Consider the following 26,283-nt stretch of genomic DNA (forward strand, 5'->3'; position numbering starts at 1 on the left):
ACAACATGGGTAAAGTAGCATTAGTATTTCCTGGTCAAGGTTCTCAATATACAAATATGACAAAAGATTTGTATTATAAATTTGATGAAGCCAAAGAAATTATCGATAAAGCAAATTCTTTATTAGATTTCGATTTAATAAATATGATGCACAATGAAGAAAATAACAAACTTTTATCTAAGACTGAAAATACTCAACCTGCACTCTTGGCACATAGTATGTCTATCATAAAAATATTAGAAAAAAAGATTGATTTTAAGTACGATACATGTTTAGGGCTATCTTTAGGTGAATACACAGCTTTGACAGTAGCAGGAGCTATAAAATTTGAAGAAGCAGTTTCATTAGTAAGGAAAAGAGGACTCATAATGAGTAGAGAAGTACAAGATATAGAAGGAGCAATGTGTGCTGTAATAGGAGTAGATAAAAGCATTGTAGAAAAATGTATTCTCAAATTAAAATCAAACTTAGTTGAAATTGCAAATTATAATTCACCAAATCAAATAGTAATCTCTGGTGAAAAAAAAGCAGTAATAAATTTAGCTGAAATTCTAAAAAATAATGGTGCTAAAAGAACAATAATGTTAGATGTAAGTGGACCTTTTCATTCATCTTTGCTAAAAGGTGCTGGTAAAAAATTAAAAAATGAATTAGAAAAAGTAGATATTAAATATACAAAAGTACCTGTAATATCAAATGTAGATGCAAAAGAATATAAAAATATATGTGAAATAAGAGAAAAACTAGAAAAACAAATATACAGTTCTGTACTTTGGGAAGATTCGATAATAAATTTACTAGATAATGGATTTGATAGATTTATAGAGATAGGACCTGGAAAAACATTAAGAGGATTTATAAAAAAGATAGCATCAAAGAAAAAAGTCGATGTAGAAATAATCAATATAGATACATATGATGATGTAAATTCTTTTATAAAATCTTTTGGAGGGAACTATGGAAAATAACAAAATGAATTTTGAAGGAAAAAATGTATTAGTTACAGGTGGTTCTAGAGGGATTGGAAGAGCTATTGCATTATCCTTTGCAAAAAATGGAGCAAATATAATTATCAACTATACATCAAATGAAGAAGCAGCAATTAATGTAAAAAAAGAAGTCGAAAAATTCGGTAAACAATGTGAAATAATAAAATGTGATGTATCAAATTATGAAGATGTTTTAGGAATGATTGATAATATAATAAAAAAATTTAAAAAAATAGATGTACTTATAAATAATGCTGGAATAACAAAAGACAATTTACTTATGAGAATGAAGGAATCTGATTTTAAAAAAGTAATAGATATTAATTTAAATGGAGTATTTAATGTAACAAAAGCTGTTTCAAAATTTATGATTAAAGAAAAATTTGGGAAGATAATAAATATAACATCTGTTGTTGGAATTATAGGAAATGCAGGACAATCTAATTATTGTGCATCTAAGGCAGGTATAATAGGTTTTACAAAATCAATAGCAAAGGAATTAGCATCTAGAAATATAAATGTAAATGCAATTGCACCAGGATTTATAGAAACAGATATGACAGAGATATTAAATGAAAAATTAAAAGAAAAAATGATAGAACAAATTCCACAGAAAACAGTAGGAAAAGCAGAAAATATAGCAGATACAGCATTATTTTTAGCAAGCGATTTATCTAATTATATAACAGGACAAGTTATAAATGTAGATGGTGGAATGGTAATGTAATTGATAAAAAATTAAAAATTAGTAAATAAATTATTATAAAAAGAGAAAAATTGGAGGAAATGAAATGTTTAATAAAGTAGTAGAAATAATAGTAGATCAGTTAGGTGTAGAAAATGAAGGGATTACAATGGAAACATCATTAATGGATGATTTAGAGGCAGATTCTCTTGATGCAGTAGAAATAATAATGTCTTTAGAAGATGAATTTGATATGGAAATTCCAGATACAGAAGCAGAAAACTTTAAATCAATAGGTGATATAGTTAGATATATAGAGTCTAATAAATAAATTTTCATAAATACTAAATCTTAAATTTAATAAATTTGGAGGAAATTATGAAAAGAAGGGTTGTTATAACTGGACTAGGGTGCGTAACACCTGTTGGAACAGGTAAAAAAAATTTCTGGGAAAATATAAAAAATGGAGTATCTGGTATAGATAAAATAACTAGATTTAATTGTGAAAGCTATCAGACACAAATAGCTGGTGAAGTTAAAAATTTTGAACCAGAAAAGTATATAAACAAAAAAGAATTAAAAAAAATGGATAGATTTACACAGTTTGCAATAGCTGCATCAAAATTAGCTATAGAAGATTCAAAACTAGATTTAGATAGCATTGATAAAACTAGATTTGGGACTATAATAGGAACAGGTATTGGTGGAGTAGAAACTATTGAAAAGCAATATAAAAATCTATTAGAAAAAGGAAATAGAAGAGTAAGTCCATTTTTTATTCCAATGATGATAGGAAATATGGCAGCAGGACAAGTTTCTATAGAGTTTGGTGCAAAAGGTCCAAATTCAAATGTATGTACAGCTTGTGCATCTGGAACAAATTCTATAGGAGATGCATTTAAAATAATTCAAAGAGGAGATGCAGATATCATGATAGCTGGTGCAACAGAAGCTGCTATAACTGAGTTTGCATTTTCAGGATTTTGCAATATGAAAGCTATGTCTACAAATAATGATAATCCTAAAAAAGCATCTAGACCTTTTGATAAAGATCGAGATGGATTTGTGATGGGAGAAGGATGTGGAATTTTAATATTAGAAGAATTAGAAAGTGCTAAAAAGAGGAATGCTAATATATATGCAGAATTAGTTGGTTATGGAATGACATCTGATGCATATCATATAACTACTCCAGCAGAAAATGGAGAGGGAGCAGCTAGAGCTATGCAAGTTGCAATAAATGATGCTGAAATAGAAAATAAAAAAATAGATTATATAAATGCTCATGGTACATCTACATATTATAATGATTTATATGAAACTATGGCTATCAAAAATGTATTTAAAGAGCACTCAAATAATATATCTATATCATCAACAAAATCTATGACTGGGCATTTATTAGGAGCATCTGGAGCAATTGAAGCTATAATATGTGCACTATCAATACAAGATGGATTTATTCCACCAACAATAAATTTAGAAAATACAGAAGAAGAATTAAATTTAGACTATACTCCAAATAAAGGGAAAAAAAGAGAAGTTTTATATGCTATGAGTAATTCTTTGGGATTTGGAGGACATAATGCTAGTTTAGTATTTAAAAAATTTAAAGTCTAGAATACAAATTTATTTTATGAAAGATAATCAAAATACCTCTTTTACAATAATACACATAGATGTATTTTAAAGGAGGTATTTTTATATTTTTGAAATTTTTAATCCGCTGAAAAATATTACATTCTTGCATTGTTTCTTTCAATTTGGTATTATTATATCTATAAGTAGTTTTAATAATTGCGGAAAAATACCTAATATATAGGAGGTAAATATAAAATGGAAAATAATAGTTGTGGACAGATAAAAATATCTAATGATGTTGTTACTACAATAGCAGGTATATCAGCTTTAGAAGTTGAAGGTGTTGAATCGTCTCAGAGTATAGCGGATAAATTATTAAAAAATAATGGAGTTAAAATACAGATAGAAGACGAAAAAGTTTCTATTGATGTTATGATAATAGTTCAATTTGGACATGCTATACCAGATGTAGCGTTTAAAGTACAAGAAAATGTAAAAAATTCTGTTGAAACAATGACAGGGCTAGAAGTATCTCAAGTAAACGTACATGTTCAAGGTGTAAGTTTCAAAAAAGATAAAGAAGAAGCTAAGAAAAATTAATGGATACCCTCTGGTTTTTCAGAGGGTTTTTTAAGTGATTTAATCTTAAAAATCGTGGTTTTATTAAAACTTTAATATTATTAATATTTATTAACCAAAATAGAGCGGAAAGAAATTTAGGAGGAAAATATGGGATTTTGCAGAATAAAAACAGTAACATCTAGAGAATATATGATGAAATTTATATATAATTTGGATGTAATAAAAGATGATTTATCGGATTTAAAAAATAAAGTAAATAATTTTTTAGAAGGAAATGAAGAATACATAGTTAATAGATTTGAAGAATTAAAACTTCAAAATTCAGATGAAGCTGATATAAATGATTTAGAAAATAATGAAGAAATAAATATTTCAAATTATATAGATTTAAACTATGTATATAAAGTGTGTGATATATATGAGCAAAAACATCAAGAAATAGACGAGGCTATAGATAAATATGCTAAAAACTGGTCAATAATGACTATGCCAAAAGTAGATGTTGCTATACTTAGATTAGCAATAGCTGAAATAACATTTATAGATAGTATTCCAGAAAAAGTATCTATAAATGAAGCTATAGAAATGGCGAAAATGTACTGCGATGATAAATCTCCAAAATTTATAAATGGGGTTTTAGGTAGTTATTTAAATGATAGAAAATAATCGAATAATAATAGGGATTGATACTAGCTGCTATACAACTTCTATAGCAGCTATAACTTTAAATAGAGAAATAATATTCAATGAAAAGAAAATGTTAAAAGTGAAAAATGGAGAAAGAGGTCTAAGACAAAGTGAGGCTGTATTTCAACATATTAAAAATTTTGGAGAAATTTCACAACAAATAAAAAAATATTTTAATAATAAAAATTATAAAATAGAATTAGTATGTGCATCTAATAAGCCAAGAAACCTAGAAGAATCATATATGCCAGTATTTGAAGTTGGGAATAATTTTGCAAAAACAATTGCATCTTTATGCGATTGTAAAATGATTAATACAACTCATCAAGAAAATCATATAGCTGCATCTCTTTATGGTTGTAAGAAAGAAAATCTAAATAAATTTTTATCTGTACATATGTCTGGTGGAACTATGGAAATTCTACTTACTGAAAAAATAAAAAAAGGATATGAAACAAAAATTGTCGGTGGTACAAAAGATATAAGTTTTGGACAGTTGATAGATAGAGTAGGAGTAAAGATGGGGTATGATTTCCCAGCAGGAATATATATAGATAAAAATGCTATTTCATGTAAAGAAGATATAAAAGTTGGATTAAAAACATCAGTAAAAGAATCTTTTATAAATGTATCTGGAGTTGAAAATCAAGCATATAAACTTATGGAAGAAAAAAATAATAATTATGTATCAAAAGCAGTTATGAATTCTATTATAAAAAGTTTAGAAAAAGCAATAGTATTTTCATGTGAAAAGTTTGAAATATATGATGTAGTGTTTGTTGGTGGAGTTGCGTCAAGTAAATATATTTCAAATGTACTTACAAAAAAATTATTAAAAAAAGGAATAGATAGCTTTTTCACAGAAAGTGTATATTCATCAGATAACGCTTGTGGTTGTGCTATAATAGGGTTAGATAACTATTTAGGAGAAAGTACAAATGAAGATTAAAGCTCTTGAAATAAGTGAAGCAAATTCGTATATAAAAAAGATATTAAATAATGATCCGATATTGTATAACTTGAGAGTAAGAGGAGAAATCTCTAATTTCAAAGTTAATTCTAGCGGACATGTATATTTAACATTAAAAGATGAAACATCTAAAATGAAATGTATTATTTTTAAAAATAAATATGATAAATCTTTGAAATTGGAAGATGGTATAAAAATAATTGCTACAGGATATATTTCTGTATATGAAAGAGACGGATCTTATCAATTATATATAAATGAAATTGAAAGAGAAGGTGTTGGAAAGTTACACCTAGAATTTGAAAAACTAAAACAAAAACTTTACAAAGAAGGATTGTTTGATGAAAAATATAAGAAAAAAATACCTTATATGCCACAAAAAATAGGTGTTGTAACATCAGAAACAGGTGCAGTTATAAGAGATATAATAAATGTAGTAAAAAGAAGATTTCCTAAAGTGGAAATATTATTATATCCAGTATCTGTGCAAGGAATGAACTCAGCAGAAGAAATTGTAAAAGGAATAGAATTTTTTAATGAAGTAAAAAAAGTAGATACTATGATTGTAGGTAGGGGAGGAGGATCACTTGAAGAATTGTGGTCTTTTAATGAGGAAAAAGTAGCAAGAGCTATTTTTGCATCAGACATACCTATAATTTCAGCAGTTGGTCATGAAGTGGACTTTACTATTTGTGATTTTGTATCAGATATGAGAGCACCTACACCATCAGCTGCGGCAGAAATAGCAGTACCTAATATAGATGATTTATTATATAGATTAGATAATTGTAAAAAAAGATTAAAAACAGATATGTACACGTTTATAGACAGAGATAGAAATAAATTAGAAAATACATTTAATGAGATAAATTCTATTATAAAAAATAATATTGTAAAAGAAGGAAAAAATAATTTAAAATTGCTATCAAATAGACTATCTAAATCTATAGAATCTAAAATAGAAAAAGAAAAATATCAATTAGTTAGTATTTCAGACAGTATAAAAAATAATGTAAATCAAAATATAGATAAGAAAAAAGAACAATTAAAAAATAGTGCATCATTACTTCATAGTTTAAGTCCTCTTGCTACAATAGATAGAGGTTATTGTATGGTACAGAAAGAAGGATGTATAATTAATAGTATAGAAGATGTAAATATAGATGAAAATTTAAAAATTATGATGATTGATGGGAATATAGAGTGTAAAGTAAATTCAATAGAAAACAAACAATTTTAATTGAGAGGTAACTAAATGGATAATTTAGAAAATATGACTTATGAACAAGTTTATACAAGACTAGAAGAAGTTTTAAAACTATTAGAAGACAAAAGTACTGGTCTTGATCAATCGCTAGAATTATATGAAGAAGGAATCTCTTTATATAGAAAATGTGTAAGTCTTCTTGATGAAGCTGAAATGAAAGTAAAAAAATTTAATGAACTAGGTTTAGAGGAAGAACTTTAAATTAAAATTATTGTAAATCAACTTGAAAATTTTGAGTGAAATAATAAAATTTAGCTGATTATTGAGGAGGAAATAAAATGGATTTTAAGTCAGAATTAAAAAAGAGAGCTATAGATGCTGAAGAAATTATAAAAAAATATATGCCTAAAGAAGAAGGATATCAAAAAACAATTATGGAAGCAATGAATTATAGTTTGAGTTCAGGTGGAAAAAGATTAAGACCAATACTTACACTTGAAGCATGTAGGATAGTTCAAGGATGTAACAATAATGCAATTCCATTTGCTGCAGCAATAGAAATGATACACACATATTCTTTAATACATGATGATCTTCCAGCACTTGATAATGATGATTTAAGAAGAGGAAGAGCTACAAATCACAAAGTTTTTGGAGAAGCTATGGCTATTTTAGCAGGAGATGCTTTATTAAATTTTGCTTATGAAATAATGCTAAAAGAATCTATAGGAAAAGAAAATCCAGAAAGATATTTGAAAGCAACATATGAGATTGCTAGAGGAGCTGGAATATATGGTATGGTTGGAGGACAGGTAGTTGATGTTCAAAGCGAAAACACTAAAATACCAAAAGAAAAATTAGATTATATACATGAAAATAAGACAGCTGCTATGATGGTTGGATGTATGAGAGCTGGTGCATCAGTTGGAGGAGCTACTAAAGAGCAAATGGATTATATAACTGACTATGCACAAAAAATAGGCTTGGCATTCCAAATTGTAGATGATATTTTGGATATTGTTGGAGATGAAGCTAAATTAGGAAAACATGTAGGTAGTGATATAGAAAATAATAAATCAACATATCCTTCATTGTTGGGACTTGAAAAATCTAGAGAAATAGCTAAAAGCTTAATAGAAGATGCTAAGAAAAGTATATCAAAAGTTACTGATGATACTGAGTTTTTACATGGATTAGCAGATTATATTTTATCTAGAGATCACTAATAAAAATAAGGAGGTATATTATGAAATACCTTATAGAATTAACAAATAATGGAGCACTTGCAATAAGTTTAATAGCTTGTATATTAGCTCAAGTAATAAAGGTTTTTACAGGAAAAGAAAAAAGATTTGATTTGAAAAGAATAACAACTTCTGGAGGGATGCCTAGTTCTCATACATCTTTTGTAACTAGTTTAGCGACAGTTGTAGGTATGGTTGATGGATTTCATTCTACAAATTTTGCTATAGCTGTGGTTTTTGCGATGATAGTTATGTATGATGCAGCAGGAGTTAGAAGAGCGGTTGGAAAACAAGCAACAATATTAAATCAAATGTTAGAAGATATTCAACAAGGAAAGATAATACAAAATAAAAAATTAAAGGAACTCATTGGACATACACCTTTTGAAGTTTTAGGTGGAGCTATACTAGGTATAGTTGTGGCTTTGATACTGATGTAGTAAAGTAGAGGTGAAAATTAATGTACAAATATTTGGATCAAGTAAACTCTCCTCAAGATATAAAAAAGATGAATATAGAAGAATTAGATGAACTTGCAAAAGATATTAGAAAGTTTTTAGTGAGAAATATTTCTAAAACTGGAGGACATTTAGCATCTAATTTAGGAATAGTAGAGTTAACTTTAGCATTACATAAAGTATTTGATAGTCCAAAAGATAAAATTGTTTGGGATGTGGGACATCAATCATATGTACATAAAATTATAACTGGAAGAAAAGATAAATTTGAAAATTTACGACAGTTAAATGGTATGAGTGGGTTTCCAAAAGAAAAGGAAAGTTGTCATGATATAATAGATACAGGGCATAGTTCAACATCGATATCTACAGCTATGGGACTTGCATGTTCAAGAGATATAAAAGGAGAAGATGGAAGTGTTATAGCAGTTATTGGTGATGGTTCTATAACTGGTGGTATGGCAATGGAAGCTATAAATCAACTCGGATATATAAAAAATGATATGATAATAATTTTAAATGATAATGAAATGTCTATAGATAAAAATGTAGGTGGAATGTCTACATATATGTCTAGTATTATTAGAAATTCTAAGGTTCATAAAATGAAAGGTGAAGTGGATAAATTTTTAAATATAACTAGTACAGGTGGACAGATATCTAGAGCTGCTAGTAAATTAACTGATACTATAATGTATAGTTTTGTACCACAAGATTGTGCATTTTTTGATTCAATAGGAATAAAATACTACGGACCAATAGATGGGCATGATATAGGAGATTTAATTGCATGTCTAAAAAATGCAAAAGATAGAAAAGGACCTATGTTATTACATGTAATAACTAAAAAGGGGAAAGGATATAGATATGCAGAAGAGCATCCAGATAAATATCATGGAGTTTCAAAATTTGATATAAAAAAAGGAATACAGCCATCTAATAAAAAGAGTATATCAATAGCGGTTGGAGAAAAACTTTCTCAAATGGCATGTATAGATGATAAAATAGTAGCTATAACAGCAGCTATGCCATCGGGAACAGGACTTAATATTTTTGAAAAAAATCATCCAAATAGATATTATGATGTTGGAATAGCGGAACAACATGCAGTTGCATTCTCAGCAGGTCTTGCAAAAAATGGTATGAAACCATATTTTGCTGTCTATTCATCTTTTTTACAAAGAGGATATGACCAAATTTTACATGATGTCTGTATAACAAATAAAAATGTAACTTTTCTAATAGATAGAGCAGGTCTTGTTGGAAACGATGGAGAGACTCACCATGGGGAATTTGATTTATCATATTTAAATAGTGTTCCTGGAATAACAGTAATGGCACCAAAAGATACAAAAGAACTTATGTCTATGATGGATTTATCTTTAGAAATAGATGGTCCATGTGCTATAAGATATCCTAGAGGAAATTCATATGAATTAGGTATTGGTGAGTATGGAAAAATAGAAAAAGGAACATATGAAATTTTAAAATCTGGTGATGAAACAGTAATATTAGCTATAGGTGATATGGTTAAAAACTCTATTGAAGCAGCAAAAATACTTGAAAAAGAAGGTATAAATATAGGTGTAGTAAATGCTAGATTTTTAAAACCTATAGATGAAAAAATATTAGATGAAATTGTAAAAAAATATAAAAATATTGTAACAGTAGAAAATAATATAATTGTTGGAGGATTTGGAAGTAGAATATTACAATATATATCAGAAAAAGGATATAATAACAAAGTGATAAATATTGCACTACCTGAAAAGTTTATTCCACATGGAAGTTGTGAAGAATTACAAGAGTTAGCAGGAATATCTTCTGAAAAAATAATAGAAAGAATAAAAAATATTTAAATTTTATAGATTTTATATTATAAAAATCTTGAAATTTGGAAAGGATAATTATGAAAAAGAGAATAGATGTACTTTTAGTAGACCAAGGGTATTTTGAAAGTAGAGAAAGAGCTAAAAAAGCTATAATGGCTGGATTAGTTTTTGTAGATAATCAAAGATGTGATAAAGCTGGTACAGAAGTAAAAGAAGATGCAAAAATAGAAGTAAAAGGAAATCCTATACCGTATGTAAGTAGAGGAGGATTAAAATTAGAAAAAGCTATGAAAAATTTTGATCTTACATTAAAGGATAAAATATGTATGGATATAGGGGCATCAACTGGTGGATTTACTGACTGTATGCTTCAAAATGGAGCTATAAAAGTTTTCTCTATAGATGTTGGTTATGGTCAGCTAGCTTGGAAGCTAAGAAGTGATGAAAGAGTAGTTTGTATGGAAAGAACTAATATAAGAAATGTCACAGTAGAAGATCTTAAAGAATTTCCAGATTTTGCATCTATAGATGTATCTTTCATATCTTTGAAATTAGTTTTACCTGTAGCTAAAAAACTACTAAAAGATGGTGGAGAAATAGTAGCTCTTATAAAACCTCAATTTGAAGCTGGAAGAGAAAAAGTTGGTAAAAAAGGTGTTGTAAGAGAGACATCAACTCATATAGAAGTAATAGAAATGATATCGGATTTTGCAGTTGATAGTGGATTTTCAATAAAAAATATAGATTTTTCACCAATAAAAGGTCCTGAAGGAAATATAGAGTATCTTATACATTTATGTACATCAAATGAAGGATTTACATATGATAGAGAAAATCACTTTAAAAAAGTGAAAGAAGTGGTAGAAAGATCACACGAACTTAGTAAATAATAAACAATATAAATTTAATAAAAATAAAATGATTTTAAGTTTGGAGGTGAGTTTGTAGTATAGATAAAATACTACAGATTTGATTTGATTCTTGAAGTATATATGAAAAATTGTGCTCTTGTAGAAGAGTTAAGACTCACTATAGATAAAAATTTAAATATTTTAACAGGAGAGACTGGTTCTGGAAAATCTATAATAATAGATGCAATAGGATTATGTTTAGGAAATAAATATGATAAGTCATTTTTAAGAAAAGGAACTGAAAAAGGTTTTGTAGAAACGGTATTTTCTTCGGATAATAACAATTTAAAAAAGATAATGAAAGAAAATGATATTGATATGGAAGATGGTATAATTACTATTACAAGAGTTATTTATTCCGATGGTAAAAGTACTGCTAGAGTAAATGGAAGAACGGTAAAATTATCACTTTTAAAAGAGATAGTTTCATATTTAATAGATATACATGGACAGCATCAAAATCAACTTTTATTTGATCCTAGTAGGCATTTAACATTTATTGATTCATTTGCTGGAGAAAATATTTTTTATGCTAAAAAAGATTACAAAGATTTATATGATGAGTATTCTAAAAAAAAGTCAGAGTTATCTAGATTAAATGATAATAAAGATGAAATGGAGATTCAAAGGGAAATAGACTTATTGAAATTCCAAATAAATGAAATAGATTCAGCAAATTTAACTCAAGATGAATATGATGAACTTTTGAAAAAGAGAGAAGTATTTAGAAATAGCGAAAAAATATACAATAGTCTTAATATATCCTATGAAGCAATACATAACAATGATGTAAATGCAATAGACATTATAGGTAGGATAGTAAGTGAGTTATCGTCTGTATCATCATTTGATGATAGAATAGAAGCTATTTATAATGATATAGAGAGAATAATGTATGAGTTACAAGATTTATCCGGAGATATAAGAAATTATAAAGATAATATAAACTTTGAACCATATGAATTGGAAGAAATAGAAATTAGATTAGATGAAATAAATAATCTTAGAAGAAAATATGGTAACACAATAGATGAAATATTTGAGTTTTATGATAAAATTTCTAAAAGATTATATGATATTTTAAATAGAGATGAAGAGAAAGAAAGATTAAAATCGGAATTAAAATCTATTGAGATAAAACTAAATGAAAAAGCAGAAATTTTAACTGATATAAGGAAAAAAGAAGCAGAAAAAATGAGTAATCTTCTTATTAAAGAATTAGAAAGTATGGATATGAAAAATGTTGCTTTTTCAACGGAATTTACAGAAAAAGATTTTTCACATGATGGAAAAGATAGCATAGAATTTATGGTGTCCTTTAATATAGGAGAAGATTTAAGACCGATTTCTAAGGTAGCATCTGGAGGAGAAATTTCAAGATTTATGCTAGCATTTAAAACAATACTAGCTGATAGTGATGAAATAGATACATTAGTATTTGATGAAATAGATACAGGTATTAGTGGTATAGCAGCTCAAAATGTTGGAGAAAAATTATCTGATATAGCTACAAAAAAACAAATTATTTGCATAACACACTTGCCACAAATAGCAGCAAATGCAGATACTCATTATTGCATAGAAAAGAAAAGTGATGGGGAAAGAACATTTACAATTGTTGAAAGATTAGATGATGAAGGAAAGAAAAAAGAAATATCTAGATTGATATCTGGTAAACAAGTTACAGAAAAAACAATAGAACATGCAAAAGAAATACTTACATTGTCTAAAGAATATAAGAATAAAAGAGTGATATAAAAATAATGCCTGTAGTTTAAAATCTGTTAAAAGTAAATAGGAGTAAGAGATATGACTAATGATGAAAAATTCTTATATATGAGTATATATAAATATATAGAAGAAAACCAAAAAAACAGTTTAAATGAGAAGGATATTATTTTAATAAACACAATAGAAGAAGATTCAATAGAATTTATGCAAAAAATAGGTATAAGAAGTAATTTGAAGGGATATAAGTATTTGAAAGAGTCGATATATTTAGAGTTGCTAAGTGATACTAAATATAATATAAAAGAGTATAATACATTAATAAAAGCTATAGCAGAAGAAAATAATACTGGAAAGCTAAATATAGAAAGAAGTATGAGATATGCTATAGAAGTTTTAAAAAATAGTAGAGATTATAATGAATTGAATGAAGTTATAGGTAAAAAAATTTTTTCAAAATATGAAATACCATCAAACTTGGAGTTTGTTTTTTCAGCAGCAGAAAAAATAAGATATTCAAAGTCTAGACGAAATACTTTTAGAAATTAAAATAAAAAATAATAAAAAAATTTCTAGGAAGTGAAATTCAATTGCACTTCCTTATTTTTTTGTTAAAAATATATTGTTATACTTAAAAAAAGTTTATAAATTTTCAAATAAAAAAATAAATATATATCTAATAAAAATAAAAAAATAAATAAAATGTTAAAATTAGTCGGTTTATAGAAAAATATGATATAATATAATGTGATTTTATAAAATTTGGAGGGTTCAATATGATAGTCAAGTCACCGATAAAGGTAGACCGCAAAACAAAGAAACTTGCTAAAAGAATCCAACCTGGTGAAATAGCAGTTATAAATCATACAGATATTGATGAGGTTGCAGCAAATTCTTTAGTTGAAGCTAAGGTCAAATTAGTTATAAATGCCGCTGAGTCTATAAGTGGTAGATATCCTAACAAAGGACCTGGTATTTTAACAGAAAACAACATACTTATAATAGATAGAGTAGGAGAAGAGCTTTTTAATAGCTTAACTGAAGGAGAAGTATTAGAAGTTGAAGATGGGAAAATATACAGAAATGGAGAGTTTTTAGGCGAAGGTGAAGTTCTTACAAAAGAAAAAGTAGCAGTTCAAATAAAACTTGCATACGAAAATTTAGGAGAAGAACTTGATAGATTTATAGACAACACAATAGAATATGCTAAAAAAGAAAAAGGATTTATATTGGGTGAAGTAGAAATTCCAAAAGTAAAAACAAACTATCAAGGTAGACAAGTTTTAATTGTAGTAAGAGGTCAAGATTTTAAAGAAGATTTAGCTACAATGCTTTCATATATTGAAGAAGTAAAACCTATTTTAGTGGGTGTTGATGGTGGAGCAGATGCACTAATGGAATTTGGTTATAAACCAGATGTTGTTGTTGGTGATATGGATAGTGTAAGTGATGAAGCTTTAAAAGCAGCTGATGAAATAGTAGTCCATGCATATACAGATGGTAGAGCTCCTGGATTAAAAAGAGTACAAGATTTAGGTTTAGATGCTGTAGTATTCCCAGCTCCAGGAACAAGTGAAGATATAGCAATGCTTATAGCATATGAATATAACGCAGAATTAATAGTAGCTTTAGGAACACATTCAAATATAATAGATTTCCTTGAAAAAGGAAGAAAAGGTATGGCAAGTACATTTTTAGTTAGAATGAAGATAGGTGCTAAACTTATAGATGCAAAAGGCGTAAACTTACTTTATAGAAGTAAATTAAAAATAAAATATATTTGGGCATTAATAGCAACAGCATTATTCCCTGTATTAATAGTGGCATCATTATCACCAAGAATACAGCAGTTTATACATCTAATGCAAATAAAATTGAGAATAATGCTTAGTATGTAGTTATATTAGGAGGAAGTAATTATGCATATAAATATGAAATACTATATTGTTTCGATAGGAGCGATTTTTCTAGCACTAGGAATAGGAATTCTTGTTGGATTCAATCTAAATAACAATGAAGAAATAAGTAAACAGCAGGCAAATATAATAAAACAACTTGATGAAGAATTTAATGACATCAAAGAAGAAAATAGCAATCTTAAAAAAGAATTAAATGGAACTGATAAAAAATATAATGCCTTAATAAGTTATGTAAATAAAAATGCGGACTCTTTAATGACAGGTTCATTAACAGATAAAAATGTGGCAGTAATATCTACTTATGAAAAATCAGAAAACGTAAATACACTAAAAAATATAATAAATGAATATGGTGGTTCATTAGCCTTTGATTTAACATTTAACAAAGAAATAACAGATGAAAAAATTATAAAAGAAGCTGCTAAAAAAACAGGAGAAAAATTTGAGTCAACAGCAGATATTGTAAATTATACATTTGATATGATAAAAAGAGGAAATAATGAATCTTTAAATATATTAAAAGATTTAAAAATTATAAATATAAATTCAGAAAATGGAGAAATAGCTAATTTTTCTTCAGCTATAATATTAGCTCCATCAGAATCATCAAATCCTAATGAAAAGTTTAATAAATTAGATAAATTTGTAGTATCAAAATTAAAATCACAAAATAAATATATTGTAGAAGCACAAACTACAAAATCAAAGACTTCATATGTTGAACAATATGCTAAGAATAAAGTTGCAACTGTAGACAACATAGATGAAAAAACAGGAACACTTTCATTAGTGTCTTTAGTACAAGATGAAAATCTTGTTGGTAATTTTGGAAGATTAGATACAGCATCTTCTTTAATACCAATGGAAAAATAAGGAGAAAAAAATGAAACATTATACTAGTATAATAATGCCTGCATTTAATGAAGGTAGTAGAATAAAAGCTACTCTTGAAGGGATAGTAGGTATAGAAGAAATAGATGAGATAATTGTTGTAGATGATGGTTCATCTGACAATACTGAATCAGAGGCAAAAAGTGTAAAAAGTGAAAAAGTAAAAGTTTTTAGATTGGACAAAAACAGAGGAAAAGGATATGCACTTAATTTTGGACTTAAGGAATCTTTAAAAAATGCTGATATAATAGGATTTTTAGATGCAGATTTAGGATCTTGTTCATCAGAAGTAATAAAAATAATTAAACCAGTAATTGATGGCGAAGTAGATGTTACTATAGCACAATTTCCTGGAGCCAAAAAAAAGGGTGGTTTAGGATTAGTAAAAGGACTGGCAAAAGAATCTGTATATGAAATGACAGGAGTAGAATTAAATGCTAGTATCTCTGGACAGAGAATATTTAAAAGAGAAGTAATAGAAAGATTTAAAACTATTCCATATGGTTATGGAGTAGAGGTTGGTATGTCTATAGATATACTTAAATGGGGATATAAAATAAAAGAAGTTCCAGTACAAATGACTCATAATGAAACTGGAAGAGATTTAAAAGGTTTTATACATAGAGGGAAACAATATTACCATATTAAAAAAGTTGTTAAGCAAAAGAAAAAAGAATGGGGTGTTAAATAATGCCGGATATGTACATGATGATTATACTTTCATTGATTGGATTTTTTGGAACACTTTTTATAATACCTATGTTTAAAAAAATGCTAGTAGAAGGTGAAATAGTTAGACCAAACTATAAAAAAGATATGATTCCCGTAAGTATGGGAATTGTATTTATACCTATGTTAGTTATAGCTTCTATAATACTTGCATATTTTGATAGAGATTTAAATCATATGAAATATTTATTTATGTTTTTATTTGCAGTTTTATCAATGTCATTTGCAGGAATAATGGATGATATAATAGGAAATAGAAATGTCAGCGGATTAAAGGGGCATTTTAAAAGTCTTTTTAAAGGAACGCTTACAACTGGAGGATTTAAAGCACTTTATGGAGGATTTGTAGGATTATTAATATCTGTAGTATTGACAAATAGTATTCCAGAAATAATTTTAAATACATTAATAGTGGCTTTATCAACAAATCTTATGAATCTTATGGATTTAAGACCAGGTAGAGCTATAAAAGTTTATTTATTAATCATGCTAGTTATGATATTTACACTTACAGGATTTAATAAAGTATTGATGTGTTTATTAGTCCCATCAGTATTAGCATACTTTAATCAAGATCTTAAAGCTAAATGTATGATGGGAGATGCAGGATCTAACGTACTCGGTATATCAATAGGAATATTTATGGTGTATGGTTATTCTATAAATATAAAAATAGCATGGCTTGGATTTCTAATTGCAATACATATTTTTACTGAAAAATATTCACTTACTGAAATAATAGAAAAAAATAAAGTCCTTAATTTCTTGGACAGATTAGGAAGGTAGTTATTTATGCTAAGTAAAAAAGTTGGAGAAGTAGTAGAAATAAAAAAACAAAATGGTCAAATAGATGATATAAGAGTGAAAATAGGTAATGAAATTTTCAAATCTTATAATTATCCTAAAATGACTGGAAATGTAAATATAGGAGATAAAGTTCTATTAAATACTACAGCTGTTGAACTTTCTTTAGGAACTGGAGGATATCATTATGTTATATCCAACCTAGATAATATGGAGTCTAATTTAGAAGGAAAAGGTCATATAATGAAACTTAGATATACTCCAATGCAGGTAAGGGTAGATTCAGTAGAAGATCATGAAAGTAAATATCATAGTATATTTGAAAAATTCGAAAGTTTAAATAACATACCAGTAGTAGTTGGAACATTACATAGTATGCTGACTCCTTTTGCAGCTACGTATAAAAGACTTAATCCTAATAAAAAACTTGTATATATAATGACAGATGGAGCAGCTCTTCCAATATATTTTAGTATGAATGTTGATACATTAAAAAATAAAGGCTTGATAGATTCTACAATAACATTTGGAAATGCTTTTGGTGGAGATTATGAATGTATAAATATATATACAGCATTAATTACAGCAAAGGAAATCGCAAAAGCGGATGCAGTTTTTGTTAGTATGGGGCCAGGAATTGCAGGTACAGGAACTAAGTATGGTTTTACTGGTATAGAACAAGGAACAATACTTGATGCTATATCAAAACTTGGTGGGAGACCTATTGCAATACCAAGAATTAGTTTTGCAGACCAAAGAGAAAGACATAATGGTATATCGCATCACAGTATAACAATATTAAGTGAAATTGTTAATGTAAAATCTGAGATACCAATCACTTTATATGATGGTGAAAAAATAAAGAAAATAGAAAATCAAATAAAAGAAAATAAATTAGATAAAAAACATAAAATAGCATATATAAAAAATAATAGAACGAAAGATGATATAGATAGCTATGGTCTGAAGGTCAGAAGTATGGGAAGAAATTATGAACAAGATAGTGAATTTTTTGATTCAGCAGCTTCTGCAGCAATCTATATAACGGAAAATAAATAAAATTAAATTTATTTTAATTTATAATAAAACCTGACCTTAAAAGATTTCGTATGAAGTCATACGATAGCTAGAAATCGAATAAGGAGTTAAGGATGAACAATACAATAGATAAATATATAGACTATATAGAAAATAAAAGAAAATTATCTTTTAATACTGTTTCATCTTATAGCATGGATTTAAAAAAATATGCAGAATATCTAAAAAGAAAGAATATAAATATCAATGATGTAGTAGAAACAGATATATTAAACTATTTAGTAGATTTAGAAAAAAATAATGTATCTGTATCTACTATAGCAAGAATGATATCTTCAATAAAATCTTTTCATGATTATTTATTCTTTAGTAAAATATGTGATATAGATCCATCTAAGAGTATAAAAAAACCTAAAATAAAAAAAGAGACAGTAGAAATTTTAACTGAAGAAGAAATAGAATCGCTTTTAAATTTTGAAAATCTTGATACGGACAAGCTAAAAAGAGATAAAGCTATATTTGAAGTTCTCTATGGAACAGGAATGAAAGTATCTGAGTTGATAGATTTAAATTTGAGTGATGTTGACTTTGAAATGAGCAACATAACATGTTCTTCAAGTAAGAACAAAAGAGTTATACCTCTTATAGAAGTGACTAAAAAATATTTAAAACTATATGTAGATGAATCTAGAGATAATATGGCATCAGATGGAGAAAAAGCATTATTTGTTAGTTCTTTAGGTCATAGATTCACAAGACAAGGACTTTGGAAAATAATAAAAAAATATTCAAATAAAGCAAATATAAATAAAAATATAAATCCAACTATGTTAAGACATTCATTTGCTATACATATGATAAATAAAGGAGCAAATATTGCTTCTGTAAATAAAATTTTGGGAAATACAAACTTAGCAAGTATTCAATCTTATATAAACTGTATAGATTCAAATATGAGAAGAGAGATGAATTTAAAACATCCTAGAAAATAATAATGCTAAAAAAGGAATTATAATAATTTATATGAATAAAAAGTCTAATATTGATTATTAGACTTTTTTTATGTTTTTTAAACAAGTAAAAAAAATAAAGTTTTTTGATGAATCATTGGAAAAAGTAATGATTATATAATATAATTTATAATTGTAGTATTGTATGCTGGATGAAATCTGTAGACATAAATAAAAATATATAATATAATTGCAAATATTAAAGAATTATAATTTAAATTCTATTCAAAAGGAGAAAAAAATATGAAGAAGAAGTTTTTAGCTATTTTGATAATTTTGGTTATAATAGTGGCATTTGGGGGTATATATTTTAAGAATCAATCTGGTGCATATGATGTAAATGAAGAAAAAGAAGTAATAGTAGACATACCATCAGGATCAAGCATTGATAATATATCAAATATACTTAGCGAATCAAAACTTATAAAAAATAAATTAGTGTTTAAAATAAATACTAAAATAAGTGGAAAAGCATCAGAATTTAAAGCCGGAAAATATAGATTTGATCAATCTTATACAAATGAGGAGATTATAAATGATATAGCATCTGGAAAAACATATCATTCAGGTCCTAAAATTACAGTTAAAGAAGGAGCAACATCAAAAGAGATAGTTGAAGAATTAGTAAGTAAAAATCTAGGAAATACAGATGTATATAATAAGCTTATAAATAACCCATCTGAATTTAAAAATGAATTTGAATTTTTAAGAGATGAAAATATAAAAAGTTTAGAAGGATTTCTTTATCCAAGTACATATTATTGTGAGAAAACAGATAGTGAAAAAGAAATTGTTACTAAAATGTTAAATAAATTCAATGAAATTTATTTGAGTGGTATAAAAGAAGAAATAAAAAATAAAAATTTAAATTTATATGATATTATAAAAATGGCTTCGATAATAGAAAAAGAAGCTGTTTTAGATGAAGATAGACCAATTATTTCAAGTGTATTTTATAATAGATTAGATAAAAAAATGCCACTTCAATCAGATGCAACAATACAATATGCTTTTAAAGAAAGAAAAAAGGTTGTTAGCTATGATGATTTAAAAATAGAGTCACCATATAATTCTTATAAATATAAAGGATTACCACCTACACCAATATCAAATCCTTCTTTAAAATCAATTGATTCAGCAATAAATCCTGATAAAACAGATTATTTATACTTTGTTGCTAAGACAGATGGTGGAGGGAATAATTATTCTAAAACTTATGAAGAACATTTAAAATATGAAAAACAATATAAAGAGCAGAGAGAAAAACAGAAAAAGGAATCTTCTGAAAAACGATAATTTATAATGTTGAAAACTAGATAAGGGGAGAGATTTTATGAGCAATATAGTAAACGATCTTGTTGAAGAGTATATAAGAGAAACACTGCAAGAAAAAGATGGTATACTTAAAGAATTAGAAATTTATGCACATGAAAATAGTGTTCCAATAATTCATAAAGAAGTATCAGATCTTTTGAAAGTTCTGTTGAAAATGAAAAAGCCTAAAAGAATACTTGAGGTTGGGTGTGCAATAGGATATTCTTCAATATTTTTTGCGACAGTTTTAGAAAATGATGTAGAAATCATAACAACTGAAAGAAATGAAAAAATGATAGAAAAAGCTAAAGAAAATATAAAAAGAGCAGGCCTAGAAGATAAGATAACTATTCTTGAAGGTGATGCAGAGGAAACATTGAAAAATGTAGATGGAGAATTTGATATGATTTTTATAGATGCAGCTAAAGGTCAATATCAATTGTTCTTTGATTTAGTAATAGATAAATTAAAAAGAGGTGGGCTTGTTGTTTCTGATAATATACTATACAAAGGAATGGTAGCACATGATGACTTTGTTGTTAGAAGAAAGAAAACAATAGTAAAAAGAATGAGAAATTATTTAGACTATATATGTACATGTGATTATTTAAGTACATCTTTAATACCTATTGGAGATGGAGTTGCGTTAAGTTATAAAGAAGGGGAGAGAAATAATAATGGAAAATAAAAAAGTAGAATTACTGGCTCCAGCAGGAGACCTTGAAAAATTAAAAACAGCCATAATATATGGAGCAGATGCTGTATATATTGGTGGAGAAGTATTTGGAATGAGATCAGCTGCAAAAAACTTTAGTATAGAAGATATGGCTGAAGGAGTAGAATTTGCACATGAAAGAGGTAAAAAAGTATATGTTACAGTAAATATAATACCTCATAATGAAGATTTTAAATATTTAGATGAATACTTATTAGAATTAGAAAGAATTAATATAGATGCAATAATAGTATCAGACCCAGGTGTTATAAGTGTAGCAAAAAGAGTTGTTCCTAATATGGAATTACATTTAAGTACTCAAGCAAATACAACAAATTATGAAAGTGCTAAATTCTGGTATAATCAAGGAATAAAAAGAGTTGTTGTAGCTAGAGAAATGTCTTTTGATGAAATAAAAGAAATAAGACAAAATACGCCAGAAGATATGGAAATAGAAGCTTTTATGCATGGTGCAATGTGTATATCTTATTCAGGAAGATGTTTAATAAGTAACTACATGACAGGTAGAGAAGCTAATAAAGGTTCTTGTGCTCAATCTTGTAGATGGCAATATTACCTAATGGAAGAAAAAAGACCAGGTGAATATTTCCCAATATATGAAGATGAAAGAGGAACATTCTTCTTCAATTCAAAAGACCTTTGTATGATAGAACATATTCCAGAGCTTATAGAATCAGGAATAATGAGTTTAAAAATAGAAGGAAGAATGAAAACTGCTTATTATGTTGCTACAGTTGTAAGAGCTTATAGAATGGCAATAGATGCATACTATGAAGATCCAGAAAATTGGAAGTTTAACCCTATGTGGATGGAAGAACTTAAAAAAGGTAGCCATAGACATTTCACAACTGGATTCTACTTAGAAAAACCAGACACAGATGACCAGAATTATGAATCAGCATCTTATGTAAGAAATTATGATTTTATAGGTGTTGTAAGAGGTAAAGATGAAGAAACAGGTTTAACAATAGTTGAACAAAGAAATAAAATGTCTGTAGGTGAAGATATTGAAATAATGGCTCCATATAAAGAAACTATGTTTGCTAAAATATTAGAAATGTATAATGAAGATGGTGAACCAATAGAGTCAGCACCACATCCAAGACAAATAGTAAAAATGAAATTGGATATTCCAGTAGATAAAGATTATATGCTTAGAAAACCAATAGAAGAAAAAATAGATAACTAATAATAAAAACTCTCTCTATCTAATATAGAGAGAGTTTTTATTATAAATTTAATGAATAAAATATTAAAATATGTATATAAAAATTAAAATTTGAAAATTATATATATTGAAAGGAGAAAATATGAGTACAAATTATAAAACAAAACTTTTTGCATTAATAGGTCATCCAATTAGTAATAGCTTTTCACCAATTATGCATAGTTATTTATTTGAAAAGTATAATATAAATGGCAGTTATCTTTGTTTTGATGTAGAACCTGAAAAAATAGAAGATGTAGTAGATAATATGAAAAATTTAAAAGTTAGTGGATTTAATATAACGATTCCATACAAAACAGAAATAGTTAATTTACTAGATAAAATAGATAGAAATGCAGAGGTTATAGGCTCGATAAATACTGTTAAAAATGAAAAAGGTGTATTTAAAGGATATAATACTGATGGAAAAGGTTTTGTAAAATCTATATTAGATCATAATTATGATATAAAAAATAAAAAAGCTTTGATCTTAGGATGTGGAGGTGCATGCAGAAGTATAGTAGTTGAACTTGCATCAAAAGGAATAAAAACAATAGATATAAGAAATAGAAGTATAGATAATGCTATAAAAATAAAAGAAAACCTAAATAAGTATTTTGATACAGAAATTTTGATATCTCAAAAGTCCATAGAAAAATATGATCTGGAAAAATATGATTTTTTAATAAATACAACACCAATAGGAATGGAAAGTGATGAATGTCCTATAGATGAAAGTATTAGAATTTCAAATGATTTAATTGTTTGTGATATAGTATATAAACCGCATAGGACGAATTTGATAAAATGGGCAGAAAACAATAACTTAAAAATAATTTATGGTATTGATATGCTTATAAATCAAGGTATTTATGCTTTTGAAATATGGACAGGGAAAAAGGTTGATAAAGAAGATATAAAAATATTAAAAAAAATATTTGAAGATAATAAAATTTAATATTCAGAAGGTGATATAGGTGGGATAAAAAATTATAAAGTAAATTATAGTTACAAAAATAGAAAAAGAGAAGGGGTTATAATTACAGATGCAATTATAGCACTTTCAATATTGTTTTTGTCGGTATATCTTTTTTCAACATTTAACAATAATACAAATTCTATGCTAAATGAAAATAAAAATTATAAGGAATTAGTAGAAAAAGCAGAAATAGAGCTAAATAATGAATTAGATAATATAAAAAATGGTAATATAAGTCAAAGTACAAATATAAATAAAAATAATGATGAAATTAAAATAGAAAAAAGAATAAATTTGATAGATAAAAAAAGAAATATTTATAAAGTTACAGTATTTGCACATGAATCTGATAAAAAAATAACTCTAGAAGGATATGAAAAGAAAGATGAATATGATTAAATTTTCAAAACGAAAAAGAGGAAGTGTTTCACTCGCGGCTATAATTGTTTTAACATTTCTTACAATATCTTGTTCAGCACTTCAAGTGAGATTAGATGATTATATTAAAAGCGAACATATAGATATAGAATCTGAAAATTTACTGAGAAAAGCTGAAGGGGTTACTTTAATAGCAAAAGAAAAAGTAATAGAAGCTACTCAAAATTTGTACGATGAGAGTATAAGTAAGAATGATTTAAAAAATAAGATAGAAAGTTTTTCTTATAGAAAAAAATATATATCTACAATAGAAAATTTATCAGATGTAAATATAGATAATTCTAAAATAGACGTTTATCAAGATGATATAAAAGAAGATGGTTCTTTATTATATAAATTTTGGATAAATATTACAGTAAAGGATCCTAAAAAAGATATGATTAGGAAAATGTCTTTGTGTGTGACTTTAAAGAATATATATATAGATAAAGTTAAAAAAGAAGATAAAGAAAAAATTGAAGAAAATAAAGAAGATATTAATAAAAAAGATGAAATAAAAGATGTAAATAAAAATAATCCGAATGAGAATATCGAAAGTAATGAAAATAATAATTTAAAAGAAAATAATAATTTAAAAGAAAATAAAGATATTATTGATGAAGATGATGTACCAATAAAATATAATGCTAAGGATGCACTGATATTTAGAGTAGAAAAAGAATATTAAATGGAGATATTATTATGAAAAGAGAAGGAATGTGAGCACTGTAGAACTGATAATAGGTATGAGCCTTATGGTATTACTAGTAGGGCTATCAATACCAAAAGTTGATACAGGTTATGCAAAAACAAAATGGGAACGGAGAAAATTTTGCTCTGAAATAAGACTTACAAAAAGAAAAAATCTATCAGGAAAAAGTGAATCAATTAGAGTTACAAATAAAAATGGAAATAGCTATTATATTATACAAAAAGGTCTTAATATAGAAAAAATAGTTGAAATACCAAACAAAATAAAGTTGTATAGCTCTATGGATTCAATATCGTTTAAAGAAGATGGAAGGCCTTATGAGTCGGGAATAGTGGATTTTCAATATAGAGAAAAAATATATCAGATAACAATAACTCCTATATCAGGTAGAATTTTATTCAAGGAGGATATATATGCTAATGAAAAATAAAACTTTTCCTAAAAAAGAAGGATATTTAATGGTTGAAATTTTTTGTGCAATAAGTATATCTTTAATTGTAATGAATATAGTTACCATAATGCTAAAAGATTCTAATAATTTAGTTAATCAAACAGATAATAGAATAGAAATAATGGAACAATTTAGTGAAATGAAATCTACTATAAAAAGAGAACTTAGGAATTCAAATAATATTAAATTTTATTATAAAGGAAATAGTATTTTTTTAGATAATAAATTTGAAAGAATAGATAAAATAAGGTTTTCTCAATTTGAAGATGTAAAAAATGGAAATCCAGTTATAATAAATAGAGAAATGTTTTTATCTAGAGATAAAAATAAAATTTTTATATATTACAATGGAGGATCTTTTGAAATAGGAAATTATGTTGTAGATATGGAAGTGAGAAAAGAGTCAAAAGATAATTTTTCAATTAAATTAAAACTTAATAAAAATAATAATAACTTTAGTGATATAATAAATATAAGAACAAGAAATTGATGTTATTAGAATAGTAAAAACACTTGTTTAAATCATATATTATATGATATTATGTTATCAGTAGGATTATGAATTATTATAATAATACGAAAAATAGCCTTTAGAGGTTAAGTAATATTTATTGGAGGTTATGTAAATGGTAACAGCAAGTGAATTCAGAAAAGGTGTAACTTTTGAAAAAGATGGTCAGCCATGTCTAGTAGTAGATTTCCAGCACGTTAAACCTGGAAAAGGGGCTGCTTTCGTTAGAACAAAATACAGAAATCTTATAACAGGAGCAACAAGAGAAGAAGCTTTCAATCCAAGTGATAAATTCCCAAAAGCTCAGATAGAAACTAAACAGATGCAGTATCTATACAATGATGGTGAATTATACTACTTCATGGATCAGGAAACATTTGATCAGATAGCATTAGATTACGTACGGGTTGAAGATGCTATAAAATTCATGAAAGAAAATGAAGTTGCTACAATAAGATTCTTCCAAGGAAGTCCATTTGAAGTTGAAGGACCTAACTTTGTTGAATTAGAAATAACTGAAACAGAACCAGGTATAAAAGGAAATACAGCAAGTAATGTTACAAAATCAGCTACTGTAGAAACTGGAGCAGTTGTTCAGGTTCCTTTATTTATAAATGAAGGAGATAAAATAAAAATAGACACTAGAACTGGTGAATATTTATCAAGAGTAAACAACTAATATCAAATTTTT

The 26,283-nt window shown here is 26.6% G+C and carries 30 protein-coding genes; all 30 read left to right on the forward strand.

Going from position 1 to position 26,283, the window contains the following annotated elements; all coding sequences use genetic code 11:
* Positions 1-5: 5 nt before the first annotated feature.
* The 30 genes from fabD (at position 6) to efp (ending at position 26,271) form a co-directional block, all read left to right on the forward strand.
* Positions 6-968 carry an ACP S-malonyltransferase gene (gene fabD / locus Q1J78_RS01530; RefSeq protein WP_300279847.1) on the forward strand — a complete coding sequence of 321 codons (963 nt, stop codon included), beginning with the start codon at positions 6-8 and terminating at the stop codon, positions 966-968.
* Positions 958-1,716, forward strand: coding sequence for a 3-oxoacyl-[acyl-carrier-protein] reductase (gene fabG / locus Q1J78_RS01535; protein WP_300279850.1), 759 nt, complete (start codon positions 958-960; stop codon positions 1,714-1,716). The genes fabD and fabG overlap by 11 nt, the downstream gene beginning before the upstream one ends.
* A 64-nt stretch (positions 1,717-1,780) precedes the next feature.
* Positions 1,781-2,005, forward strand: coding sequence for an acyl carrier protein (acpP, locus tag Q1J78_RS01540; RefSeq protein ID WP_300279854.1), 225 nt, complete (start codon positions 1,781-1,783; stop codon positions 2,003-2,005).
* A gap of 47 nt (positions 2,006-2,052) precedes the next feature.
* A complete protein-coding gene (gene fabF, locus Q1J78_RS01545) occupies positions 2,053-3,294 on the forward strand; it encodes a beta-ketoacyl-ACP synthase II (RefSeq protein ID WP_300279856.1) in 1,242 nt (413 codons plus the stop codon).
* A gap of 216 nt (positions 3,295-3,510) precedes the next feature.
* Positions 3,511-3,855 (forward strand): Asp23/Gls24 family envelope stress response protein, encoded by a 345-nt coding sequence (locus tag Q1J78_RS01550; RefSeq protein ID WP_300279859.1) that lies wholly within the window; start codon positions 3,511-3,513, stop codon positions 3,853-3,855.
* Between the two features lie 129 nt (positions 3,856-3,984).
* A complete protein-coding gene (nusB, locus tag Q1J78_RS01555; protein WP_300279862.1) occupies positions 3,985-4,503 on the forward strand; it encodes a transcription antitermination factor NusB in 519 nt (172 codons plus the stop codon).
* Positions 4,490-5,473, forward strand: coding sequence for an O-sialoglycoprotein endopeptidase (locus tag Q1J78_RS01560; protein WP_300279865.1), 984 nt, complete (start codon positions 4,490-4,492; stop codon positions 5,471-5,473). Before nusB ends, Q1J78_RS01560 begins: the two co-directional genes overlap by 14 nt.
* Positions 5,463-6,734 (forward strand): exodeoxyribonuclease VII large subunit, encoded by a 1,272-nt coding sequence (xseA, locus tag Q1J78_RS01565; protein ID WP_300279868.1) that lies wholly within the window; start codon positions 5,463-5,465, stop codon positions 6,732-6,734. The genes Q1J78_RS01560 and xseA overlap by 11 nt, the downstream gene beginning before the upstream one ends.
* Before the next feature lie 15 nt (positions 6,735-6,749).
* Positions 6,750-6,962, forward strand: a complete 213-nt coding sequence (gene xseB, locus Q1J78_RS01570) for an exodeoxyribonuclease VII small subunit (protein WP_300279871.1) — start codon at positions 6,750-6,752, stop codon at positions 6,960-6,962.
* Positions 6,963-7,039: 77 nt separating this feature from the next.
* A complete protein-coding gene (locus tag Q1J78_RS01575; RefSeq protein WP_300279874.1) occupies positions 7,040-7,927 on the forward strand; it encodes a polyprenyl synthetase family protein in 888 nt (295 codons plus the stop codon).
* Between the two features lie 20 nt (positions 7,928-7,947).
* Positions 7,948-8,385 carry a divergent PAP2 family protein gene (locus tag Q1J78_RS01580; RefSeq protein ID WP_300279877.1) on the forward strand — a complete coding sequence of 146 codons (438 nt, stop codon included), beginning with the start codon at positions 7,948-7,950 and terminating at the stop codon, positions 8,383-8,385.
* Between the two features lie 20 nt (positions 8,386-8,405).
* A complete protein-coding gene (dxs, locus tag Q1J78_RS01585; protein ID WP_300279879.1) occupies positions 8,406-10,262 on the forward strand; it encodes a 1-deoxy-D-xylulose-5-phosphate synthase in 1,857 nt (618 codons plus the stop codon).
* 50 nt (positions 10,263-10,312) lie between these two features.
* Positions 10,313-11,125, forward strand: a complete 813-nt coding sequence (locus Q1J78_RS01590; protein WP_300279882.1) for a TlyA family RNA methyltransferase — start codon at positions 10,313-10,315, stop codon at positions 11,123-11,125.
* An 84-nt stretch (positions 11,126-11,209) separates the two neighbouring features.
* Positions 11,210-12,904, forward strand: a complete 1,695-nt coding sequence (recN, locus tag Q1J78_RS01595) for a DNA repair protein RecN (RefSeq protein ID WP_300279885.1) — start codon at positions 11,210-11,212, stop codon at positions 12,902-12,904.
* A gap of 51 nt (positions 12,905-12,955) precedes the next feature.
* Positions 12,956-13,423, forward strand: a complete 468-nt coding sequence (locus Q1J78_RS01600; protein ID WP_300279888.1) for a sporulation initiation factor Spo0A C-terminal domain-containing protein — start codon at positions 12,956-12,958, stop codon at positions 13,421-13,423.
* Between the two features lie 227 nt (positions 13,424-13,650).
* On the forward strand, positions 13,651-14,772 hold the full coding sequence (gene steA, locus Q1J78_RS01605) for a putative cytokinetic ring protein SteA (RefSeq protein WP_300279891.1): 1,122 nt from the start codon (positions 13,651-13,653) through the stop codon (positions 14,770-14,772).
* A gap of 21 nt (positions 14,773-14,793) precedes the next feature.
* A complete protein-coding gene (locus tag Q1J78_RS01610) occupies positions 14,794-15,666 on the forward strand; it encodes a copper transporter (protein ID WP_300279894.1) in 873 nt (290 codons plus the stop codon).
* Positions 15,667-15,676: 10 nt separating this feature from the next.
* Positions 15,677-16,375 (forward strand): glycosyltransferase family 2 protein, encoded by a 699-nt coding sequence (locus Q1J78_RS01615; RefSeq protein ID WP_300279897.1) that lies wholly within the window; start codon positions 15,677-15,679, stop codon positions 16,373-16,375.
* Entirely contained in the window at positions 16,375-17,199 is an 825-nt protein-coding gene (locus Q1J78_RS01620; RefSeq protein ID WP_300279900.1) for an MraY family glycosyltransferase, read from the forward strand. Before Q1J78_RS01615 ends, Q1J78_RS01620 begins: the two co-directional genes overlap by 1 nt.
* A gap of 6 nt (positions 17,200-17,205) precedes the next feature.
* A complete protein-coding gene (locus Q1J78_RS01625) occupies positions 17,206-18,276 on the forward strand; it encodes a DUF3866 family protein (RefSeq protein ID WP_300279903.1) in 1,071 nt (356 codons plus the stop codon).
* Between the two features lie 92 nt (positions 18,277-18,368).
* The gene (locus tag Q1J78_RS01630; protein WP_300279906.1) at positions 18,369-19,247 is read left to right on the forward strand and encodes a tyrosine-type recombinase/integrase; all 879 of its coding nucleotides are present in this window, start codon (positions 18,369-18,371) and stop codon (positions 19,245-19,247) included.
* Between the two features lie 261 nt (positions 19,248-19,508).
* Positions 19,509-20,561 carry an endolytic transglycosylase MltG gene (gene mltG / locus Q1J78_RS01635; RefSeq protein ID WP_300279908.1) on the forward strand — a complete coding sequence of 351 codons (1,053 nt, stop codon included), beginning with the start codon at positions 19,509-19,511 and terminating at the stop codon, positions 20,559-20,561.
* A gap of 37 nt (positions 20,562-20,598) precedes the next feature.
* Positions 20,599-21,267 carry an O-methyltransferase gene (locus tag Q1J78_RS01640; RefSeq protein WP_300279911.1) on the forward strand — a complete coding sequence of 223 codons (669 nt, stop codon included), beginning with the start codon at positions 20,599-20,601 and terminating at the stop codon, positions 21,265-21,267.
* Positions 21,257-22,504, forward strand: a complete 1,248-nt coding sequence (locus tag Q1J78_RS01645) for a peptidase U32 family protein (RefSeq protein WP_300279914.1) — start codon at positions 21,257-21,259, stop codon at positions 22,502-22,504. The genes Q1J78_RS01640 and Q1J78_RS01645 overlap by 11 nt, the downstream gene beginning before the upstream one ends.
* Before the next feature lie 121 nt (positions 22,505-22,625).
* Entirely contained in the window at positions 22,626-23,480 is an 855-nt protein-coding gene (gene aroE, locus Q1J78_RS01650; RefSeq protein WP_300279917.1) for a shikimate dehydrogenase, read from the forward strand.
* Between the two features lie 117 nt (positions 23,481-23,597).
* Positions 23,598-23,900 carry a hypothetical protein gene (locus Q1J78_RS01655; protein WP_300279920.1) on the forward strand — a complete coding sequence of 101 codons (303 nt, stop codon included), beginning with the start codon at positions 23,598-23,600 and terminating at the stop codon, positions 23,898-23,900.
* On the forward strand, positions 23,893-24,606 hold the full coding sequence (locus tag Q1J78_RS01660) for a hypothetical protein (RefSeq protein ID WP_300279923.1): 714 nt from the start codon (positions 23,893-23,895) through the stop codon (positions 24,604-24,606). The genes Q1J78_RS01655 and Q1J78_RS01660 overlap by 8 nt, the downstream gene beginning before the upstream one ends.
* A 31-nt stretch (positions 24,607-24,637) precedes the next feature.
* Positions 24,638-25,060, forward strand: a complete 423-nt coding sequence (locus Q1J78_RS01665; RefSeq protein ID WP_300279926.1) for a hypothetical protein — start codon at positions 24,638-24,640, stop codon at positions 25,058-25,060.
* Positions 25,044-25,571 carry a hypothetical protein gene (locus Q1J78_RS01670; protein ID WP_300279929.1) on the forward strand — a complete coding sequence of 176 codons (528 nt, stop codon included), beginning with the start codon at positions 25,044-25,046 and terminating at the stop codon, positions 25,569-25,571. The genes Q1J78_RS01665 and Q1J78_RS01670 overlap by 17 nt, the downstream gene beginning before the upstream one ends.
* 136 nt (positions 25,572-25,707) lie before the next feature.
* Positions 25,708-26,271 (forward strand): elongation factor P, encoded by a 564-nt coding sequence (efp, locus tag Q1J78_RS01675; protein ID WP_006440085.1) that lies wholly within the window; start codon positions 25,708-25,710, stop codon positions 26,269-26,271.
* The last annotated feature ends 12 nt before the right edge of the window (positions 26,272-26,283 follow it).

It is taken from the genome of Peptacetobacter sp. (genome assembly GCF_029264495.1).
Lineage (GTDB): Bacteria > Bacillota > Clostridia > Peptostreptococcales > Peptostreptococcaceae > Peptacetobacter.

Bases quoted from the DNA above. Each gene is read 5' to 3' on its own strand.
- fabD (WP_300279847.1), top strand. From the start codon at position 6: ATGGGTAAAGTAGCATTAGTATTTCCTGGTCAAGGTTCTCAATATACA.
- fabG (WP_300279850.1), top strand. From the start codon at position 958: ATGGAAAATAACAAAATGAATTTTGAAGGAAAAAATGTATTAGTTACA.
- acpP (WP_300279854.1), top strand. From the start codon at position 1,781: ATGTTTAATAAAGTAGTAGAAATAATAGTAGATCAGTTAGGTGTAGAA.
- fabF (WP_300279856.1), top strand. From the start codon at position 2,053: ATGAAAAGAAGGGTTGTTATAACTGGACTAGGGTGCGTAACACCTGTT.
- Q1J78_RS01550 (WP_300279859.1), top strand. From the start codon at position 3,511: ATGGAAAATAATAGTTGTGGACAGATAAAAATATCTAATGATGTTGTT.
- nusB (WP_300279862.1), top strand. From the start codon at position 3,985: ATGGGATTTTGCAGAATAAAAACAGTAACATCTAGAGAATATATGATG.
- Q1J78_RS01560 (WP_300279865.1), top strand. From the start codon at position 4,490: ATGATAGAAAATAATCGAATAATAATAGGGATTGATACTAGCTGCTAT.
- xseA (WP_300279868.1), top strand. From the start codon at position 5,463: ATGAAGATTAAAGCTCTTGAAATAAGTGAAGCAAATTCGTATATAAAA.
- xseB (WP_300279871.1), top strand. From the start codon at position 6,750: ATGGATAATTTAGAAAATATGACTTATGAACAAGTTTATACAAGACTA.
- Q1J78_RS01575 (WP_300279874.1), top strand. From the start codon at position 7,040: ATGGATTTTAAGTCAGAATTAAAAAAGAGAGCTATAGATGCTGAAGAA.
- Q1J78_RS01580 (WP_300279877.1), top strand. From the start codon at position 7,948: ATGAAATACCTTATAGAATTAACAAATAATGGAGCACTTGCAATAAGT.
- dxs (WP_300279879.1), top strand. From the start codon at position 8,406: ATGTACAAATATTTGGATCAAGTAAACTCTCCTCAAGATATAAAAAAG.
- Q1J78_RS01590 (WP_300279882.1), top strand. From the start codon at position 10,313: ATGAAAAAGAGAATAGATGTACTTTTAGTAGACCAAGGGTATTTTGAA.
- Q1J78_RS01600 (WP_300279888.1), top strand. From the start codon at position 12,956: ATGACTAATGATGAAAAATTCTTATATATGAGTATATATAAATATATA.
- steA (WP_300279891.1), top strand. From the start codon at position 13,651: ATGATAGTCAAGTCACCGATAAAGGTAGACCGCAAAACAAAGAAACTT.
- Q1J78_RS01610 (WP_300279894.1), top strand. From the start codon at position 14,794: ATGCATATAAATATGAAATACTATATTGTTTCGATAGGAGCGATTTTT.
- Q1J78_RS01615 (WP_300279897.1), top strand. From the start codon at position 15,677: ATGAAACATTATACTAGTATAATAATGCCTGCATTTAATGAAGGTAGT.
- Q1J78_RS01620 (WP_300279900.1), top strand. From the start codon at position 16,375: ATGCCGGATATGTACATGATGATTATACTTTCATTGATTGGATTTTTT.
- Q1J78_RS01625 (WP_300279903.1), top strand. From the start codon at position 17,206: ATGCTAAGTAAAAAAGTTGGAGAAGTAGTAGAAATAAAAAAACAAAAT.
- Q1J78_RS01630 (WP_300279906.1), top strand. From the start codon at position 18,369: ATGAACAATACAATAGATAAATATATAGACTATATAGAAAATAAAAGA.
- mltG (WP_300279908.1), top strand. From the start codon at position 19,509: ATGAAGAAGAAGTTTTTAGCTATTTTGATAATTTTGGTTATAATAGTG.
- Q1J78_RS01640 (WP_300279911.1), top strand. From the start codon at position 20,599: ATGAGCAATATAGTAAACGATCTTGTTGAAGAGTATATAAGAGAAACA.
- Q1J78_RS01645 (WP_300279914.1), top strand. From the start codon at position 21,257: ATGGAAAATAAAAAAGTAGAATTACTGGCTCCAGCAGGAGACCTTGAA.
- aroE (WP_300279917.1), top strand. From the start codon at position 22,626: ATGAGTACAAATTATAAAACAAAACTTTTTGCATTAATAGGTCATCCA.
- Q1J78_RS01660 (WP_300279923.1), top strand. From the start codon at position 23,893: ATGATTAAATTTTCAAAACGAAAAAGAGGAAGTGTTTCACTCGCGGCT.
- Q1J78_RS01670 (WP_300279929.1), top strand. From the start codon at position 25,044: ATGCTAATGAAAAATAAAACTTTTCCTAAAAAAGAAGGATATTTAATG.
- efp (WP_006440085.1), top strand. From the start codon at position 25,708: ATGGTAACAGCAAGTGAATTCAGAAAAGGTGTAACTTTTGAAAAAGAT.